The organism is Butyrivibrio sp. (genome assembly GCF_015056685.1).
GTDB lineage: Bacteria > Bacillota > Clostridia > Lachnospirales > Lachnospiraceae > Butyrivibrio.
Genome location: NZ_SVFW01000007.1, coordinates 71,831 through 92,079 on the forward strand (window position 1 = coordinate 71,831; position 20,249 = coordinate 92,079).

Genomic DNA, 20,249 nt, shown 5'->3' on the forward strand with positions numbered 1-20,249 from the left:
TCGCACCGGTGTTTTTTAGTTATTTATTCGTTCCCAAATTAAATACAAATATGTTTTTATATCTGCCTCCGTTCATCTTTTTTGTCTCTCCTAAACCGGCGCAACCGCCTGACGCAATAAGAGAACTACATCTGGACAAAAGAGTAATTGAGAGAATATACTCTGCTCCAAGCAGAAATCCCTCTCTCTTATCTGGGTTATTTCTATGCATATCACCTAGTAGTTGGCCTTTATTAACTGTAAATCTTTCCTGATCTGTGAAGCAAATCTTATCCCCATATTTTTCTTTGAAAAAATCACAATAAGACGCATCTTCAGTAGCAAGATAAATAAAATCAAGGTTCCACTTATTGAGACACTCATCTATTTTTTGCGCAATCATTTCTTTAGTCGCATGTATGCTGTGGTTAGATAAATGCGTATTTACATAATCTGTCCCCCTTGCCAATACTCCCAAAGTTTTTTCGGGATAAGGCAAAAACTTATCTTCTCTTTCCCTGATATAATTTAATACCCTTTTGTTATATATCCCTTTTGGCCAGGTAATCTCAACTCCTTCACTATATTTATCCATAAGCTTCTGCATTATAGTGGCATTATAGAAAAAGGGAGCAAAATATACATTTTTACTTCCGCGAATATCCTCAGGAGTATATCCATCCGGATACTCGTAGAATTTTTTCCAAAAGTCATCATCTTTACTATCCTGATATATACCCAAAAGTCCCCTCGAATCAGTCAGAATTGGTATAGGAATATAGCCCTTTTTCTTGGCATATTTCATGCAGCAAAAAGATTTATTAAACACATTGAAGATGCCCAGATTTCCATAATGAGCATCAAACACCCAAAATTTCTTATCCGGGTTTCTTTCTCCAAAATCTTCCTTGTCAGAAAATAGATAAGTAAACGCCATAACTTCATCATATGTCATAATATGATTTTCATAGCGTGCCATTGGTTCTTCGCCAGGAATACCCAATTTTATCTGTAAATATGTCATCCCGTCAGAAAGACTTTTCATCAATTCTTGATCTAAAGCATCTTCCCATATGCACTCTTTTTCAAGCAGCTCTGGCAGCAAATCAATAACATACTTCCAGTCTTCCCCAACAAACACCAGGCGTTTCCCTGTCCATTTATCAAGTGCTGTCCTGCACAGTTCAACCGAATACTCATTGCACCCAAACAAAAACAGGCACTTATACCCATTTAGAAACTCAAGATCAATATCCCCATTATATTTGTAACTATGAACATATGAATTGGCATACCAAGCAAGGACAGCAATATCTTCGCCTTCATTATTAGTAACCAAAGCATATTCATAATCAGCAATTACATTTTCTGCCTCTCTGAACATATTAAGTGACCAGTTGACTCTGGCATTACTTCCAGCATTACCAATTCTTTTTATAGCTTCTCCATACTTTTGATTATCTATAATCACCATTATCTATAGCCCTCTGCTTATCTTATTGTTCCAAATAATGGCACATCCATCGCAATATGTATTAAAATTCTCTAGCAAAATAGCCTTTTCAAGAGGCCCCTGAAATTTATTGCGGGTTTTAAAATTCACGCAATAATCTTTCATCCATGATAACGTAAGGTAAAATATGGCAACCTTAGCATTTAGCTCCATATTATTGGTACGTACATATGTCAAAGCTATTTCATCAAGTAGTTTTTCATAAATTATCTGGTCAATTTCTATCCCTATTTTTTTCATATCAGATAACAGAATTTCCCTAAGCCAGTACGCATCAACTGCCTTATTACTGTTTTGGGATATTTTACTGATCCCATCAATGTTATGCCTATACGCGTAGACCACATTCCTGATCTCGTATGCATTTTTTACCCTTGGTGCGATAAGATATGAAACTATTGCATCTTCAAACCAATAGGTTTCAGGAAAAGAAATTCCATCAAACAGCTCCGCTCTATAAAGCTTTGCAACCGCAAATCCATCTATATTAAATGGTTCTATTCTCTCTATCTCATTATTGCCATCTAGTTCTGTAAGTTGCTGGTACTCTGTAACATTTTTTACTTTGCCCTGAACTATATCTGCATCAAACTCACAGGCATTTTTGATCATGCATTCCAGTGCGCCCGGAGCCATCCAGTCATCCGAATCCATGAAACAAATGTATTTAGCATCAGCATATATCAGCCCTGTATTCCTTGCTGAAGATAATCCACCATTTTCCTGATGAATGACTAAAGCGTTTTCAAGTTCACCATATTCATCAACAATAGTCCCTGTTTCATCCGCTGAACCATCATCTACAATTATGAACTCAAGTCTATATGTTGTTTTTTGCTTTAGCACAGAATCAATCGCAGTTTTAACATATTTCTCCACGTTAAAGCATGGGATAATAACAGCCAGGTCATATTGATTTTTATTTAAGTTCCTATCAGTGATACAGGAAATATCTCTTTTAGGATCTATACTGTTAAGATATTCTCTTGATATGATCAATTGTTCTTCAGTCATTATTCACCCAACAAGATTCTGCATTCTCTTCATTATCTCTTCCAGATTATTTTTTAACGCGCTGTTCTGCTTCAAAAGATCCTTTATATATAATTCTACTGTTTTATCCATAACGGCAGTATAAACAAAATCCTTTAGCAATCTCTCATAGTAGCTTGTTCTTTTTGCATAATCCCACCAAAGCCTTTCGATATCAAAGTGAACGTTTTCATTATTCCAGGGCTTTGCGCCTGCAAAATGGACTATTGCAACCGCCTCTTTCACTTCTTCGTATGTTATTTTCGCATTGTGTGCAAGTCTGGCGAAAAGATCATACACCATGCAATCAGCATATCCGACACTTCTCCAATGGACCCAGTTCAAAATATCCTGATCCGGCGCTTCCATCTTGTAATCCCAAGCATCAATTGCGTCAAGATATGTTTGAAAGGAATACTTTTCACGAAGTTTTTTAACATTAAGCAACATTACACCTGCATTAAAGTACCTGTATCCGTTTTCATATGCTTCTCTAAACATCTCATTATGCTTAGGGCCATATGTTTCCGGCTCATTAAGACCACACTTATCATCACAGGCTATAATTTCAGTTTCCCCAAATTCATAGGCATAGAAGCTATCTAGTTCCTTATTTATCACCATATCACCATCAAGATACAAAGCTCGTTCTACCTCGGTGGGCAATAATTCCAACATCATCAACCGATAATAGGTTTCAATGCTCCACTGATCATTGTGTGGAAGTTTTGAACTGAATTTTGTTCTATCAACATAAAGTGGGTGAATGTAAACGCCATTCTTATTCAGTTCATTCTGAATTTGCTTAATATCTTCTTCAGTAAGCTCGCTGTGTAAAAGATAAGCATCAACTTTTGTTCTTTCATTAACTCCCAATGAACACAACATGACTACAGTATAGGGTATATACTTTCTGTTAAGTGCTGTTATTACATTCATAGAATCATCACCTTATCAGCTTATCAACTATCTGCTTAGCTTCATTAATAGCTTTTTTATATTCTTCTTTTCCGTCTTCAAGTTGTAATACTATTTTTTCAAGTGATGGATTTGACAGTGCCTGTTCCAACAATACTTCCATCAGTTCTATATTAATCGGTGTAAGCGCTGCGTAGTCCCACCATAACTTTTCTATTTCATATCGCGTATTATCAAAACTCCATGGCTTTGTTCCTGCAAAATGAACTATTATATTGTCTTTTTTCACTTTTTCGTAGGACCAGCCATCGTTGTAGGCAAGCTTTGCAAAAAGATCATACTTCTCCCACTGTATTATTTTTACTTTATCATGGTGAACATAATTCAATATATCCTGATCAGGAGCTGCCATCTCATAATCCCATTCTTCCATGGCTTTTAGATAAAAAGAAAATGAATAATGCTCTCGCATCTGAGCTATGTTCATCAATAAAACGCCAGAGTTAAAATATGAAAACTCCTCTCCATACAAGGGAAGGAGCATTTCTCTTACCTTGTCCGTGTAATTGCCCATAACATTGGTGTTATTAGAATCAAGAGCCGCCATAATATCAGCGCCTTCAAAATCAGAAAAATAAAGATCATCCAAGGCCCCATGTACAATGACATCTACATCCACATAAAGGACTCGATCGACATTATCAGGAAGTTTCTCAGGAAGAAAAAGCCTGTAATACATTTCACTACTCCAATCCACGGTGGTAGGGAGTTTTAGGTTCTCTATATCTGCCGAAACATCTATGGTATTTACTTTCACATCATATTTTTTTAGACAATTCTCAATCTTTTCTATATCTTCTTTTTGCAGTTCACTATGAAGAATAAAAATCTCATTGTGACACGTGTTGCTTTCACAAAAGGATGTCAGCATCACAATAGCGTAGTTGATATACTTTTTATTAAAAGAAGCTGCAAGATTCATACGATTCCCTTATCATTCATTTCAATAATTGCAATATCAAGATCACTAATTCTTCCGATTACATTTTTATTTTCCCTATATGGTGTTTTTATTATTTGCTTTGCCAAAGCTCTTAATCTATTGAGTTTTTTTTTTCTCCCTTGTCAAGGCGGGTAAAAAACTTATCAAGGCAGTCTATACTAGCACCATATTTCCTAATGTTTCTCATGAGACACCTGTTAACACCGTAAGAATATAGTTGAACAATTTCATATTCGATTGCCTGTCTGCATTCTTCATAGTTATCCATCACGGAAGTTACATTATATATCGCACTCATTGCGCCATATATGGAGTTATAATATGTTTCAAAATCAATTGTCTTTGTTGCAGAATCAAAGGTATCGCAATATTTATATAGAATTTCTTTTACATTTCCTATACTTTTCGCTCGCATCAACATATAAGTAAGTATTTCTGAATCTTCAAGGCATAAGATATTCTCCCGCATTCGTATTCTTGGATCATTCCATAATTCTCTTCGGATAAGCCTCGTAACAAGATATCCACCTGCTACAATCAGGCTATTTCTTTTGGTTGCATTTAGTTCACCGGTATCATTATCTCCAGTATATAATCTGGCTTCATCAGTGGCTTCACGGTAAAAGCCACAATCAACCATATCGTAGTTTCCTTCTGCCGCCTTGGAATATAGAAGTTCATACATATTGGGAACAACATAGTCGTCACTATCAACCAAGCCTATATATTCACCCGTTGCCACTTCAAGTGCCTGATTTCTTGCGCCTCCTGGACCTCTATTCACTTCAGAATTAATTATTTCAACCTTATCAGGAAATTGTTTTTTACATCTTTTCATAATTTCCCATGTATCATCTTTGGAGCAATCATTAACCACTATTACTTCAATTTCCTGAAGTGTCTGATTAACAAGACTTCCAAGACACCTTGCAAGAGTATCATGCGCATTATAAGCAGGAACTATAACACTGACCTTTTTCATCCAAGAAGTACCTTTCTAATTTCTTTTGTTACCACTTCATAACGGTTATCCCATGTGTCATATTTAAGCGCTGTCTGATATCCTTCAATTGCAATATTCTCTGCCTTTTCAGGATCATTAAGTAAAGACACCACGTCTCCGGCCATTTTGACAGGATTATTAAGATCAAAATAAACTATATTTTTATTATTCTTGTAGTGTTCATTTAGATACTCGCTAAAATCAGTAACACATACTGCTCCATGCAACATAGAGTTAAAGTTTTTTTCACTGCATCCTCGTTTAAACCACGGAATAAAACACAATGAAATTTTTGAATCGTCTAAAACATCTAGTATCCTATCCGGCTCAATCCTTGCATTAATTTTAATATTTTCACCATAAGGATAATTTTCATCTTCCCATCCGGTTCCATAAACTTCCACATTTACCCCAGCATCAGATAACGCTTTCATTCCCGCAAGTTTAGTAATACGCCTTACCGTTGCTTCTATGCTCCAAGCTGCAGTTCTATTTACTTCATAAATGTCTCTTTCGCTAATATGATTCTGATTTTGTAAAAGATATATTTCTATCGCCTTTTCTGTTGTAATGGTTGTATCATTTAGCATCATCCCTATAACTTGTCTATATAGCTCTGCCCCATTATCAGAAAGAGTGTCTATTGAATTGTAATAATCTACTCTTTCATTGCAGTTTCCCATATACAGGACATCTATACTTCGATCTGTGTATCTTTTGATTTTTTCAGATGAAGTAGTACCACCATTAGGCGAAAAGACAACCTTTTTAACTAATTTATAGTATTTTCGTATAAAATCCACATGATTTCTGTCCAGTGCAAAGACATATAAATCGCAAGGTGGTCTTAACATAGTATCTTCAAAATTTCTTGGATGATCTACTATATAATCAAATACCGGAATAGAATTTTCCTTCCAAAAATTACCACCCCCATCGGCCATTAAATGCACTCCAATATTATTAAAAGTGAACATAGCCGTTTCAGGACGCGTCGCATATTCATCAAATTCGAGGCAGTTATATGTTTCAGGTCTGTTTACATCAACAACATAATAATCCTCGAATGTAGAACTTTCTTCTATGTATTTAATATATTGGCCCACAAAAAAAGACAATTCAGCGTGTCTGCCTTGGAATAGAATAATATGCATATCATCGCTCCTATCGTATATATTTATTATATCGTGATTATAAGAATTTGTCTTTTCGTTTATAGCAAAGAAAAAGGGCTCCGAAAACCGGAGCCCCTTTTGGTAGTTGTAATTTTTCAAACGACAACTTGTTCTTATGAACTTTTTATTAACCGAGAAGTGAAAGAACACCCTGATTGGACTGATTAGCCTGTGCCAGCATTGACTGTCCAGCCTGTGCAAGGATGTTATTGTTAGAATACTTAACCATCTCGGTAGCCATATCTGTATCACGGATCTGTGATTCAGCACTCTGAGTATTCTCAACAACGTTATCAAGATTCTTGATAGTGTGCTCAAGTCTGTTCTGGATAGCACCAAGGTTAGATCTCATTGTTGATACGTTAACCAGAGCGTTCTTGATTGCCATGATAGCATTCTTAGCGAGTGAATGGCTCATTACACTGATCTGATCTCCGCCACCTTCAACAGTAGGAGCTTTTGCGTCTGATCTCTTGCTTCCATCAACTTCCTCACTAGTGTATTCCTTCTTATCGCCAAGTTCACTTACTTTAGTTGCTGTAGTTGTTTTTCCAGTAGAATTAATCTTAGCTGAAGGAAGAGCTGCTACACCGAGAATAGATGCACTCATTCTCTGAATGTCTACCTGGATCTGATTCTGACTGTTTGTCTCAGAACCAACCTGAAGCTGCTTGCCTGTGAATGTACCATTAAGAAGCTTTGTGTTGTTGAACTCTGTTGCCTCAGCTGTACGTGTAATCTCTGTTGAAAGAGCTGCAACTTCCTGCTGGATGTATGCGCGGTCTACTGTCTGCAATGTGTCATTAGCAGCCTTTGTAGCCAACTCGTTCATTCTCTGAAGCATATCATGTACTTCGTTAAGTGCACCTTCAGCTGTCTGTACTACAGAAATACCATCCTGAGCGTTGGAAGAAGCCTGTGTAAGACCTCTTACCTGACGTCTCATCTTTTCGGAAATCGCAAGACCTGCTGCATCGTCTGCTGCTCTGTTGATCTTGTAACCGGATGATAACTTCTCACTTGATTTTGCCTGAATACCAGTTGTGATACCAAGCTGTCTGTTTGAGTTCATCGCTGTAATGTTGTGTTGTACTACCATAATATATTCCTCCTTGAATTTGTACGGCAGCATCCTTGCTGCTCGTTTGCCTTGTTTATGAAATAGTTACTAATGCTGGCTTAGAAACTATCTCTGTTTTGTATTACACCTTTATTATCGACTATAATTATAAAAACTTTAGGGGTATTTTTAAAAAAAATATATAAATTTTCTTTTTATACTAAAACAGGCTCCAGTACTGAACCGGAGCCTGCTAAATACTCTATTTTTACTGAAGAAGTGAAAGAACACCCTGATTTGTCTGATTTGCCTGAGCCAGCATTGACTGGCCAGCCTGAGCGAGAATATTGTTGTTGGAATATCTAACCATTTCCTCTGCCATATCTGTATCACGGATCTGAGATTCAGCTGCCTGAGTGTTTTCTACTACGTTATCAAGGTTCTTAATTGTGTGCTCAAGTCTGTTCTGAATAGCACCAAGATTTGATCTCTGTTCTGAAATTTTCTGAAGTGCCATCTTGACCGCCATGATAGCATTCTTGGCAAGTGAGTGTGTCATTACACTTATCTGGTCATCTCCAAGATTCTTAGGCGTTGCCGCATTACTTGCTGAAAACTTTGTATTCTTCTGTGCCGGGTCATTAAGCCATGTAGCCGGATCACTTTTTGCCAATGCAGCCACTCCAAGAAGGGATGCACTAAGTCTATCAATATTTATAGGAATCTGAGCCATAGAATCTGTCTCTGATCCAACCTGAAGCTGTTTATTAGTGAATGTACCATCAAGAAGCATCTGGTTATTAAACTCTGTAGATTCAGCTGTACGTGTAATTTCAAGAGAGAGCTGATTCATTTCAGATTGAATATATGAACGGTCTGTTGACTGAAGAGTATCATTGGCAGCCTTAACAGCAAGTTCATTCATACGCTGAAGCATGTCATGAACTTCTACCATAGCACCTTCAGCTGTCTGTACCGCCGAAATACCATCCTGAGCATTGGCAGAAGCCTGTGTAAGACCTCTTACCTGACGTCTCATTTTCTCGGAAATAGCAAGACCTGCTGCATCGTCCGCTGCTCTATTGATCTTGTAACCTGATGATAACTTTTCGCTAGACTTAGCCTGGATATCAGTTGTGATTCCCAACTGACGATTTGAGTTCATCGCTGTGATATTGTGTTGTACTACCATTATTTAATCCTCCATGAACGGGGCCCGCTTCCTTGCTGCCATTCCTTTCTTTTTTATTGTGCAGCTTATCGCGGAGTCCCTTCCATGGCTGCTTTTGTTTTGTTTTCACTAGTATTATCGGCAGCTTTTCCGGCAACTTAACCCTTTTTTGAAATAATTTTTTGTTTTTTTTGAGCAATTTGAAATTTTTTTACATTTTTTTATTTTTCCTATAAAGATAAAAGAGCTTCACGCCGATATATGGCGGAAGCCCTTAAGTACTAATTCTTATTGTCCAAAAACTGGGGTGGTATATCTTTGAAATTGTTCATTGTCTGATAATAGTTAAATGCGGCTGCCGAAGTCCGTCTACTATAGTTCATTTTTTCTCTTGCACTACTAAAATATTCCTCGGCAAGTTTTTTATTTCTATGCTCGGCAGCTTCAATTGAAGCGCTCTTCCCTGTAATCTCCTGAATTAAATCCTGCATGCGCCTGATCTGATCCTTGTACTGATCTTTGTGATCACTGACTTCCTCTTTTACCCTGTCAAAGAGCGTCTGAAAACCATCATCCAGTGCAATTATCTGCTCAATCAGTTCTCCCTTCACATCAAGAATATTGTCAAACGCTTTTTCATCTACATTAGATACATCCTTGAGGATATCTGTCTGTTTTTTGTTCTCGTCCTCAATCTTCTTCATGATCTCAAGTTTCTTGATCAGACTTTCTTCCAACATGTCAAGACTGGCTGATACCATTTTTACCCCCTTTGGCTTTTGAATCACGCATCCTTTACATATACATGGTTTGCTTTCATCACTTCAATCCAATTATCTCGAATTGAGTGCATGTGCTTGTTGACCTCTGCAAGTATATCTCTGTCTTTACCTATATTGGCCTCAACAAGTCTCCTTGCAATATAAGAATACATATTTTCAAAGTCCTGCGCAACAGGGTATTTCATATCAAGTGTATTTCTTAAATAGTCAATTATTCGTTCGGTTTTTACAATATTCTCATGAGCTTTTGAAATATCATTCTTCTCAATAGCTACATCAGCAATATTTAAAAACTTTATTGCTCCGTCATAGAGCATCAGAGTAAGTTCCGGACCTGATGCACTCATGACTTTGTTGGTCTGATATTGATTATACATTGCACGATGCTGTGACTGTAATGTTGGCATAAGCGCTCCCTCGCATTTTTCATATTTCTTTACTGACTAGATCCTGTTCCAAAGAAACTTGATAATGAACCACTTGCACTATTAACCTTGGCCAGGGCTGTTTCCATTCTTGAAAACTTCGTGTATAACTTATCCTGAGCTGCCTCAAGTGCTTTCTGCGCTGTGTCTATCTTGTCATTATAGGCACTGTATTGTGAAGCCATAAGTTTGTCTTCATAGATGGTGAATGAGCTGCTATATTCAGTACCTTTCATAAGATCAGACAACTTTGAATATAGACTTCTTGATAACTGGATAAAGAAATCCTGAACCATATCCGGATCTGACTTAATATACTTATTCAAAAGATCTGTGTTACCACTAACAGTATCATCATCAGGATCGCCATCAATATGAAGAAGGTCTCGCTCATTCTCTTCAGCCCCGAAATAATCCGCCGTTGTAATTCCAAAGGAAGCAAGCCCAATATTCTTTGTCTCGCCATCCTTTGTCGTTACTGAAAATCCCTGTGCCATTATGCCCCTTAGAGCAGACCTGACAGTAGAAATGGTTTCGTCTCCACTAAGAAGGCCATCCTTGATCTTGTTCTCCCATTCCTCGACTTCCGTTTCGCTCATTGCCTCTTTTTCATCGTCAGTGAGCATTTTGTACTTGCTGGCCTTATCAGCATTATAAAGAGTAGCAAATTCCTTCATCAGATTATTGTACTCTTTTATCATAGACTTAATGTTATCATAGATACCACTTGTGTCCTGCTTTGTTGTAAGCTGGATACCTGTTACCTTTTCATTGGCTGTGATAGTAAGTCCATTGATTTCAAAAGTGTTTGAATTGGATTCATACTCAACACCATTAAGCACAATCTTAGCATTAGCTCCTGCGACATAGTTGGAGCTATCCGCCTCAGAAGAAACCTCATTACCATCACCGTCATACAGTCCAAATCCAAGTGCTGACATAGCATCTGTTGATACCAAATGGAAGGCTGCTGCTTCGCCGGCCTCTTTAGCCGATACAAAGAATCTATTATTATTCTCGTCAAAGTTAAAATTGAGTTTTGTCTTTGTTTCAGAAGACGATGCATTTTTTAATTTGGATAGAACATCATTTATTGAATCTGTAGCTTTTACATCCACAGAAATAACATCAGTTTCACTATCTCCAATAGCAAACTTAAGTGTTCCTCCATCTTCAAGCCCTAAATCTTTCATCTTTGTTGATTTAGTAGCATTACCATTCTCTGTTGTTAGCTTTTTGCCTGTTAGATAAGCAGCTGTTGAAAGTGAAGTGATATCAAGTGTCTGCGAAGTCTCCATTGCACCTTCGCTTGTCACAATAGACACAGCGCTGGTATTGGACGCAGTCGTAGTTTTCTTGGTATAAGCAGTTGAAAATCTCAGGTTACTAAGCGCTCCATTGTAAAATGAAGTTACTTTCTTATTTAATTCTTTCCACTTCTCCTGCTTCCACGTCAGCTTCTTTTGATCGCCAGTATAAGTATTTACCTTATCCTGCTTGGTCTGTGTCAGCGCGGTTATGATACTTTCAGTATCAAGCCCAGAGTTCATTCCTGTTATTCTGATAGGCATAAGCATTCTCCTTTCTCAATCCATGAGCGTGTTACATTGACTTCCATGTCAATTTTCTGTTGCAATCACAATGTTTCTTATTGATTGCAACATGTTTTTATCTTTTTTCGTCTACCATGATGCCGGCGATTTCCCAAACCTTGGCGATCATATCCAAAGTCTCATCCGGTGGAAATTCTTTGATTACTTTCTTGGTTTCCTTATCCACCATCTTGATGGTCACACGATTTGTCTTCTCATGTATACCAAAGACAGCTTCGGCATTGGATCTGACATTTTTAGCCATTTCAGAGATGGCCTTTTTAACCTTCTCATTATCAGCCTGAATCTGTTCTTCAGTAGCTTCTATCTTGCTCTGACCATCCGAATAGTTCTGGGCGCCACCCTGAGCACCACCATTAGACCCGGACGCATTATCCGCGGTCTCAACCTTTAAATCCACGTTTTGAGTAGTGCCAGCTGCTTCTGCATTTGCAATTTCAGAATGCGACTGACTCTGCTCCTGTACCTGTGTTCTTACCTGTGGCTGTGCCTGCTGAACAAGAGGCGAAAAGCCATTAATTGCTTCCATTCCCATAATTCATATACCTCCGTGTCTGAACAAGGAACCTGCCTTATCATAAACGTTACATCCCGTTATTGGTTTATATAGCATTTCTTATCCTCTATATCGGAATGTGCGTCAGAATCTTTATAGGTTTAAATAAAAAAATCCTAAAATTTATAAAAATTTTAGGATTTTTCATCAAGAATCATTGGAAGCAACTTTGTATACGCAAAATTTTCCAAAACTTTCTTTTGTCCGTTAATTGCAATCTGTTTTCTTTCGTCATCATGTCTGAGATAATAAGCCACTTTCTGAATCATGTCCTCCGGAGTATATGCCATAACAAGGTCCACTCCATCTTCAAAGTACTCTGCAATCTCTGCCTGATAATTTGTAACCAGAAAGCCCCCTGCTGCCAGAATATCAAGAACTCGTAGTGGCACTCCCACCAAGATCGACCTAAGCGAGATATTTAGATTTATCTTACTCCTATGAAATACTCGCGGCATCTTGTCAGTATAAGACGCAACTCCAAGATTGCAGACTCCATCAATAGGCTTGGCTCCCGGCATGGTATAAAGAACTGTATCAAATTGCCTGCCCATCTGCTCCAGTATGTTGTGACGCTCGTTTACAGTTACTTTCTTCCTAAGTATATCCAGCATAACACCGTCATAATCAATCTCATACTTGCCGGTCTGCTCAAACTTTATATATTCTCTAAGTTCTTTTATCTTTTCCTGAGGGTATATTGAACTTTCAGTAAAAAAATCCTGCCCAAAGACCTGTTCCTGCGCCTTTATTACTGCATCAGTATAGCCTTTCAAAGCCGGAGGCAGAAACTTAACCTGATCATAAAAATTAAATTCATTATCATACAGATTCCCCAGAAAGCTCACATCATGCTCATAAACTATCTCTCCACCTGTCTCATCATCAAGCTTCCTGCACAGCTCAGATAATCTCTTATCATTAACTCCCAAAGGTGAATATCTGACTGTAGAAACTCCTTTACCCAACAATCTCTTATAAAGCATTGAATCAAAAACAAATATCCTGTTCACCGGGTTATTTGTTACATGAGAATCCAGCGTATAGTGCGGGCAGTCAAACACCCAGCTCACATAGGGCATTTCGTATTTTTGGCATGCCTCTGAGATATTAGGAAAAAAGTCAAAGCTAAACAAGAGGTCATAATATCTCTTGGCATCATCGCCTTTTTTCTCACAAAGACCTCTTATCTTCTCATCCATCTCCTGTGTCAGGTCAAATCCATGCATATCAAGCTTAAACACGTCAACCTGATGTCCAAGCCTTCTCATTGCATCCCTGCAATCCTCACCATTAAATTCGTCCCAGTCATAATAAAGAATTCGCATCATTTAACCTTTAAAAAGGCTGCTGCCCAATGGGACAGCAGCCTCTATTATCATAAATGTACTTACAACAACTTCTTAAGAGCATCAATTCCGGCAACATCTGTTGCTTCTTTATTCTCATTCTGAATCTGGATATAAACTTCTTTTCTGTAGATTGGGATTTCCTTTGGTGCAGAAATTCCAAGCTTTATCTGGTCGCCTCTGATATCCAGTACTGTGATCTCAATATTATTATTGATGATGATTGCTTCATTCTTTTTTCTTGATAATGCTAACATTCGCTATCCCTCCATGGTTTTGTAGTTGTGCAGGTATAAATCTCCCCATCCCTGCTATATTTCTAGTAACTTTGATCACCCTTTTTCTTTATTCTTCTGAAGGATGTCGTAAATCGGAAACTTCACCGGATATTCATCATTATCAATAATTGTCTGGGAAGCCTTCATTTCTTTTGTATTAATTATAAATGGTCCCTTGAGATTTACAGTCATCTTGGTAAGATCATGTGGCACGGTTACTGTAACAAGAACCAGCATATCATCCTCAGCCAGTTCGCCAATGGCCTCTACCTCTGTCTTATCAACAAGTGGCTTATAATCAGGGCAAACAACAAGCGGATCCATAACCGGCATTGCAAAATTCGGCTCATCGATGGACTGAAGCCACTTGATAGTATTTGATCCCTGCTCTTCATCATGCATAAGGGTAAACTTCTGAAGGTCAGGAAAGCCTATGATACCGTTTGGAAAGCAGATTATCTTACTGTCATCAATTTCAACTTCTCCGAAAATCCTTGTCGTTAATTTCATTATGTAACCTCCATGCTATCATATGTACATATGTATATTGGTGTCACGATGATGAAGAGGTTCTCTCCTATCACCATTAATTATATACGTTATTTCGTCATTGTGCTACAAATAATTAATACCCATCAGATATAATTTATAAGAGAACTCTGACTGATCTTACCTGTAGCCATAAGACTTGCTTCATATGTTACCTGGGCTGAAGTAAGCTGTGTAACAGTCTCAGCAAGATCAATATCTTCGTTGTCAGACTGCAAAGTCTTAAAGGTAGTTGTCTGGCTCATTAGTCTGGTACTAACCAGATCAAGTCTCTTTGACCTGGTTCCGTTTTCTGTAACCGCAAGGTTCGCTGTATCAAGGGCCTTCTGCATGGAAGTGATCTTGTGTTCAAACTCCTTCTGAAGCGTTATTCTCTGGCTGTCATAGGCTTTCTGTGCTGCTTCAATCTCAATCTTAAGCTTTTCTTTTACAGCTTCATCTGTAGTTACTGCCAGTTTTTCATTGAGAGTTTTCAGTGTTCCATTCATCTGCTTAAGCTCATTTATTATGTTATCAAGGTCATCCACATCTCTTTTAACACTGGTTGTGAAAACCGCGTCTGCTGTTGTATTAACAACTACAGACTGGGCAAATCCTACATCGTAGGCAATATCATGAGCTGCAGTTCCATGGTTATAAAGAATCGTGCCCTCTTCATCAGTATATGTGCAATTAAAAAGGTTCTCCGGCTTAATATCGCCAGTACTCCATTCCTTCTTGTCATAGACAACGTCGATAGAATTGGCATTGATAAGGTCAGGAAGCGTTGAGAGCTTATTAGTCAGCTCTTCATTTAAAAGAATCTCTCCGGTAACCGCATTTAAATATGCCACAGAGCCGGTGGGCTGATCATTTATCTCATTATAAAAATCATCGATTTCAGCATCATCACTGGTTGTATAAATAATATTCTCAGGCTCTATCTCAAGTGTCGTCTCAACATAGGATGAATGAATACTTCCATTTCCGGTGACATTCACTATATTTTTTGAATATGTGCCATCGCCGTTTTCAGTAACGATATTATCTACTATAGTGTAGGTTCCATCGCTGTTTACTGTGGCAACTGCAGTATTTCCGTTATATTCAAGGTCCATTGTGTAGGTCTGACCAATAGCAGGCAAAAGAGGTATTGTATACTGAACCTGCTGTCCCGATGCATTTGTATAGGTAACGGTGGTCTTCTGCACAGACTCTATGTTTGTTATGCCTGATGCTACATTGTCACTCTGACCTGTGGAATCATACACACCATTTTCATCCATTTTGAAAACATATTCTTCAGTTTCAGTCTTTCCTGTAATCGTATAGGTAGCATCAGAATTTTGGCTAACAGTATAGGTAATGCCATCATTGGTCACAGAAAAGCTCTCGCCTTCAGCTGTGTCCTCATTCATAGGTATTGATGCGTAATGGGTATATCCCTCTGAAGTAGTAAAGGTCAGTTGAACAATCTTGGTCGTATCATCCACAGCACTTGTAGCCGGCTGTAAAAGAGATTCTCTCCATTTAAGCTGCGCTGTATTGCCATCATTCTTCTTATAATTCAAAGTGTCATAAGACAGTCTCAATCTTCCAACATTTACTTCAACAATGTCGCTCTGATAAACTGTCTCCGAGCTATCATTTAGGATATTCTCTGAGCTAAGCTTACTCATTCCGGTAACTCTAGTGGAGGTACCGATATTCCCTGCATTAAACTCATCGTTTATATCCGTATAATCTGCAGTTGTTGTTCTGTCAAAAGAAAGAGCGTTATCCGTTCTGTACCCGGTAAAAATGTACCTTCCTGCAAAATCCACGTTACCTGTTGAGTAGTACTCTTTTGAAAGAGCTCCCATCTGAGTAACGATAGTAGAAAGGTCATCCAGAGTAAGATCCATGTTGGCGCCCTTGGTTGCCTGCTTTACGCAATCAGTCAAAACGGCCGTAACTGTAGAAAGAGCATCCGCTGTAACATCAAGCCAGCTCTCGGCATCCTTGGCATTCTTTTCATAATATTGGGAAATCTGTGTGACACTGCTTCTGAGTCTCAGAGCTCTGATAGCAATAACAGGATCATCCGAGGGTCGGGTTATCTTTTTACCTGTAGACATCATGGTGTTTAGCTGATTCTCGGTGATCTTGTTGTTATTGATATTATAAAGAGAATTGTTCTGCATTATTTTGTTGGTGATGCGCATAAATATTCCTCCGGTTGACTTTCCATGTCAAAATAATGCATCCTTGCATATTATTCCTACACATATATAATCGGCAGATTATACTCCGGTCTGAAGTATCAGTCTGTCATAAATTTCCGAAAGAGTCTGGATCATCTTGGAGGAAAGAGAATATGCATTCTGGTATTTAACCAGGTTTGAAGCTTCTTCGTCTTCATCGACACCGGCATCCGAAAGTCTCTGATTCTTAATGGTCACTTCAAGTGCATTATAGGTGTCCTCCAAAGTTCCGGCGTTACTGGAATTAAGTGCCACATCCGCCAAAACCTTTGTAAGGAATTCACCTGATGTTGATCCTCTGAATATCTTTTGTGTGTCCAGCATGGTCTTGAACTTGGTAAGATTTCCAAATTCAGATTCTCCCTCTGTAATATCGGCCTTTGTGGCAAGTCTGTCCGCATTGTCCATCAGCACAGAATTGACCGCAAAGTTTCCACCATTCAGGCTGTAGTATCCCTTATTTTCAGAAAGAGAGGTCAGCTGCTCGTAGCTGTACTGAGCGGCTGAGTTAGTATCCATTGATCCTGTAAGCATCGCTACACCCTCAAGAGAATCTGAAGTATAGCCGCCTACCATTATTTCATTTACTTCTTTTGAAAACTGTCTTATCCACTCATTCATCTGAGACATGTAATAAGGAAGTCCCTGGTATTCATTGGCAAATCCAATATAAGCAACCCTGTTTGAATCAGGAATACTTGTCAAAGACTCCTCATCTATCGTAAACACATAAGTGTGCTCGCCATCATATTCCCATGAATCGTACTTATAGTCCTTGTCGCCTATGTGGATCTTTCCATCAGCAGGAATCGTGCACATGGACATATCCATAAGATGAGTATCTGAAACTTCAACCGTAACCCTTACGGGGCTTACCTTATCATTAACTACCGTACATTTTCCGTTAAAATAGTGATTATTATTGCCATCACGCATTGCAAGAAGCCCCTGAAGTTCGCCGCCAATTATCCTTGACTCAATGGCAAAATCAGAGAGCTCTTTTACGTTATCTCCGTCCTTGTAATTACCGCTCCCCCACTTAAGTTCATAAAGACCTGACACATCATTCTGGTTAACAGCGCCGTCTTCATCCCTTGCAACCGGAATAAGTTTCCTGTATTCATAGGTATCAACGAGCTCATATGCACCGGCCACCCAGATCTGATATCTTGTAGCACCGGTAACTCTGTCCGGATTGTTCTCATCAACTACCGGAGTTTCTTTGGTCTCAACTGAGATCATCTTGGAGAGCTCATCTACCAGCATATCTCTTTTGTCCCTGAGCTCGTTGGCCTTGGCCCCTGTCATCTCAATGATATTGATCTGCTTATTTATAGAAGCCACTTCCTGAGAAATTGAGCTGATTCTGTCTGCGCACAGCTTTATCTCAGAATTGACATCGCTCTGAAGTCCCTGAAGAGACGTATAAACATTGTTAAAATATTCCGTCAGCGCCTGCATGCTTGATATATAGGCGGTCTTGGTCTCTGTCGTACCTGCAGCAGTCCTTACCGATTCAAGAGCTACTTCCATCTTAGAGAAAAGAGATGAGAATCCGCTGCTTCCATCGTCTTCAAGATACTGCTCTGCAAGCTTTGTGTAATAGTTTTTCTGTGATACCTGCCCCAGGAGCTGTTCATTGTTTCTGAACTTCACATCATAAAAACTATCGCGAACTCTTTCTATTGCGATAGTCTCAACGCCTGCACCGGCACATCCATATCTCGCAAATACCCTGAGGGCATCTGATGCCTCCTGTTTTACCTTCTGCCTGCTGTAACCATCAGTGTTGGCATTTGCTATATTATTTGCAGTTGTATTTAATGAAGCGTTGGCAGCTCTAAGTCCTGAAGCTGCGATATTAAGTCCAAAAAACTGAGAAGTCATAGGTTTTCCTCCTATAAGGAGCTAATCATCCCTGTAATCCACAAAGATCAAAGATTATGCTCCTAACGTACTGACAAGATGCTCAAGCATCTGACTTACTACATTTATGTATCTGCTGGATGCGTTATATGCATTCTGAAACTGTATCATATATTCAAGTTCTTCATCACTTGATACTCCGACGATCTGCTCTCTTGCCGCAGATACCGCTGAAACCGTCTGCTCCTGGGCCTCTTTTACGCTGTTATGTACATCGCCGGAATTGGCAACCTGTGATACCAGACTGTTATAGTAAGTGATAAAACTGTTTCTGCTTGCAACGTTCGGGTTCAGCACATATTTTTCACTGGTAAATGCTGCCCTGAGCGCCTCTGTTGTATCATTGTCTTCATTTCCATCTTTTGTTCTGAAGGTAAAAGTCGTAGGGTCTTTTAACAAAATAGGATTTATCTGAGTATTCTTAATAGTAAAACCTGTAGTTACCGAGCCTGCAGGATGATCATCATCAATATCATAGGTAAGAGCATCAGTCTTATTGGCTACCACAAACATTGCAAAATCTGAAGTTGTTCCAAGGCTGTTATCAAGCGTTGCCGGATTACTTTCTGCATCTTCCATGATCTGATTTATCGCAGTCATGATATTGTGGATCATCTGGTCGAACTCCGCCTGAACATTCATGATCACTGAATTAGCGATATTTGAATTGTAATAGTCTTCGCTTTCAGTTATGTCATGATATGTAGCGTTGTGATCACCTCTTGCCAAAAGAACTGACTTAAGCTTTCCAACATCGGTATTAGTAGAAGTTGAGATTGTTTGCGTCAGGTCGTATAAGTGGCCGCCCGAAATAGATGTGATTATCTCTTCTCCGTACATGTTATATTCTTTTTTGGCTGCGTATTCCCAGTATGGTGTGGCATATCCAACAGGGCTGTCCAAAGTTGTATCTATTCCGATATGATTGACGTGATCTGTTGTAACAAAGGATGATCCTTCAAAAAGAACTGTCACATTACCAAAAACATCCTCTGTATACTCTATTCTTCCCATTTCGCCAAGCTTATCCAAAAGATTGTTTCTCTCATCCCTTAGGTCGTTGGCTTTTTCATGTCGTCCTGATTCTATGCTTACAATATCTTCATTGAGCGTTCTTATCCGGTCGCCGTAACTGTTTATGTTATTAACCATTTCATATACGGACAGATCAAGGTTTTCCTGATAGGATACCATTCCGTCGTAAACACTTTTGGCTCTGGTTAAAAACTCGTTACACCTTGTTACAAGAGAACTCTGCGTAACTGCTGAACAAGGATCCTTTGCCAGCTCCTGAACTGCAACCCAGAGGTTGTTGAGTGACTCAGCAAATTCTGTCCCGTTCATTTCCTGAAGCTGATCCTCGATCTCTTCAAGGGCCTTCTGTGAAATATCATAAAAAGCGTATCTTCCGGACTCCAGCCTGTAGGAAATATCCAGAAAATCGCTTCTTACCTGCTTACAGTTATTATATTCAACACCTGTACCAATCTGTTTCCAGGCGATGGCCTCATTTCTTTTTTCAAGAGTCTGATAAGCTCTTGTTCCCTGTGAGACCTGCTGCCTTGTGTAGCCCAATGTATCAACATTAGCCAGGTTATGTGCAGTTGTATTTAATGCGTTTTGTGATGTTGCCAGACCTGACTGACCAACATACAGATTAGCCATAAGTGACATATGCTGCCTCCTAAAAAAGGG

The 20,249-nt window shown here is 38.8% G+C and carries 18 protein-coding genes; all 18 read right to left on the bottom strand.

All coding sequences use genetic code 11. The features are described 5' to 3' along the window. Positions 1–19: 19 nt before the first annotated feature. Complete coding sequence (locus tag E7303_RS04025; protein WP_292143952.1) at positions 20–1,453, bottom strand: hypothetical protein; 1,434 nt, start codon at positions 1,451–1,453, stop codon at positions 20–22. A 3-nt stretch (positions 1,454–1,456) separates the two neighbouring features. Beyond that, entirely contained in the window at positions 1,457–2,506 is a 1,050-nt protein-coding gene (locus E7303_RS04030; RefSeq protein WP_292143953.1) for a glycosyltransferase family 2 protein, read from the bottom strand. A 3-nt stretch (positions 2,507–2,509) separates the two neighbouring features. Continuing rightward, a complete protein-coding gene (locus tag E7303_RS04035; protein ID WP_292143954.1) occupies positions 2,510–3,463 on the bottom strand; it encodes a glycosyltransferase family 8 protein in 954 nt (317 codons plus the stop codon). Between the two features lie 7 nt (positions 3,464–3,470). After that, the gene (locus E7303_RS04040) at positions 3,471–4,424 is read right to left on the bottom strand and encodes a glycosyltransferase family 8 protein (protein ID WP_292143955.1); all 954 of its coding nucleotides are present in this window, start codon (positions 4,422–4,424) and stop codon (positions 3,471–3,473) included. Between the two features lie 112 nt (positions 4,425–4,536). Beyond that, positions 4,537–5,427 carry a glycosyltransferase family 2 protein gene (locus tag E7303_RS04045; RefSeq protein WP_292143956.1) on the bottom strand — a complete coding sequence of 297 codons (891 nt, stop codon included), beginning with the start codon at positions 5,425–5,427 and terminating at the stop codon, positions 4,537–4,539. Continuing rightward, positions 5,424–6,602: a glycosyltransferase family protein gene (locus E7303_RS04050; protein ID WP_292143957.1), complete on the bottom strand. Its 1,179-nt coding sequence runs from the start codon at positions 6,600–6,602 to the stop codon at positions 5,424–5,426. Before E7303_RS04050 ends, E7303_RS04045 begins: the two co-directional genes overlap by 4 nt. Positions 6,603–6,750: 148 nt before the next feature. Then, positions 6,751–7,722 carry a flagellin N-terminal helical domain-containing protein gene (locus tag E7303_RS04055; protein WP_292143958.1) on the bottom strand — a complete coding sequence of 324 codons (972 nt, stop codon included), beginning with the start codon at positions 7,720–7,722 and terminating at the stop codon, positions 6,751–6,753. 229 nt (positions 7,723–7,951) lie between these two features. Continuing rightward, a complete protein-coding gene (locus tag E7303_RS04060) occupies positions 7,952–8,875 on the bottom strand; it encodes a flagellin N-terminal helical domain-containing protein (RefSeq protein ID WP_292143959.1) in 924 nt (307 codons plus the stop codon). A gap of 260 nt (positions 8,876–9,135) precedes the next feature. After that, on the bottom strand, positions 9,136–9,615 hold the full coding sequence (locus E7303_RS04065; RefSeq protein ID WP_292143960.1) for a hypothetical protein: 480 nt from the start codon (positions 9,613–9,615) through the stop codon (positions 9,136–9,138). Between the two features lie 23 nt (positions 9,616–9,638). Beyond that, the gene (fliS, locus tag E7303_RS04070) at positions 9,639–10,043 is read right to left on the bottom strand and encodes a flagellar export chaperone FliS (protein ID WP_292143961.1); all 405 of its coding nucleotides are present in this window, start codon (positions 10,041–10,043) and stop codon (positions 9,639–9,641) included. Between the two features lie 29 nt (positions 10,044–10,072). Further along, the gene (gene fliD, locus E7303_RS04075; protein ID WP_292143962.1) at positions 10,073–11,632 is read right to left on the bottom strand and encodes a flagellar filament capping protein FliD; all 1,560 of its coding nucleotides are present in this window, start codon (positions 11,630–11,632) and stop codon (positions 10,073–10,075) included. Positions 11,633–11,729: 97 nt separating this feature from the next. After that, a complete protein-coding gene (locus E7303_RS04080; RefSeq protein ID WP_292143963.1) occupies positions 11,730–12,209 on the bottom strand; it encodes a flagellar protein FlaG in 480 nt (159 codons plus the stop codon). Between the two features lie 155 nt (positions 12,210–12,364). Next, positions 12,365–13,561 (bottom strand): CgeB family protein, encoded by a 1,197-nt coding sequence (locus tag E7303_RS04085; protein ID WP_292143964.1) that lies wholly within the window; start codon positions 13,559–13,561, stop codon positions 12,365–12,367. 59 nt (positions 13,562–13,620) lie between these two features. Beyond that, complete coding sequence (gene csrA, locus E7303_RS04090; protein WP_022773626.1) at positions 13,621–13,836, bottom strand: carbon storage regulator CsrA; 216 nt, start codon at positions 13,834–13,836, stop codon at positions 13,621–13,623. Positions 13,837–13,911: 75 nt separating this feature from the next. Beyond that, the gene (gene fliW / locus E7303_RS04095) at positions 13,912–14,367 is read right to left on the bottom strand and encodes a flagellar assembly protein FliW (protein ID WP_292143965.1); all 456 of its coding nucleotides are present in this window, start codon (positions 14,365–14,367) and stop codon (positions 13,912–13,914) included. 125 nt (positions 14,368–14,492) lie between these two features. Further along, complete coding sequence (locus tag E7303_RS04100) at positions 14,493–16,589, bottom strand: flagellin N-terminal helical domain-containing protein (RefSeq protein WP_292143966.1); 2,097 nt, start codon at positions 16,587–16,589, stop codon at positions 14,493–14,495. A gap of 78 nt (positions 16,590–16,667) precedes the next feature. Continuing rightward, on the bottom strand, positions 16,668–18,515 hold the full coding sequence (gene flgK / locus E7303_RS04105) for a flagellar hook-associated protein FlgK (RefSeq protein WP_292143967.1): 1,848 nt from the start codon (positions 18,513–18,515) through the stop codon (positions 16,668–16,670). Between the two features lie 54 nt (positions 18,516–18,569). Continuing rightward, a complete protein-coding gene (gene flgK, locus E7303_RS04110; protein ID WP_292143968.1) occupies positions 18,570–20,228 on the bottom strand; it encodes a flagellar hook-associated protein FlgK in 1,659 nt (552 codons plus the stop codon). Positions 20,229–20,249 lie beyond the last annotated feature (21 nt).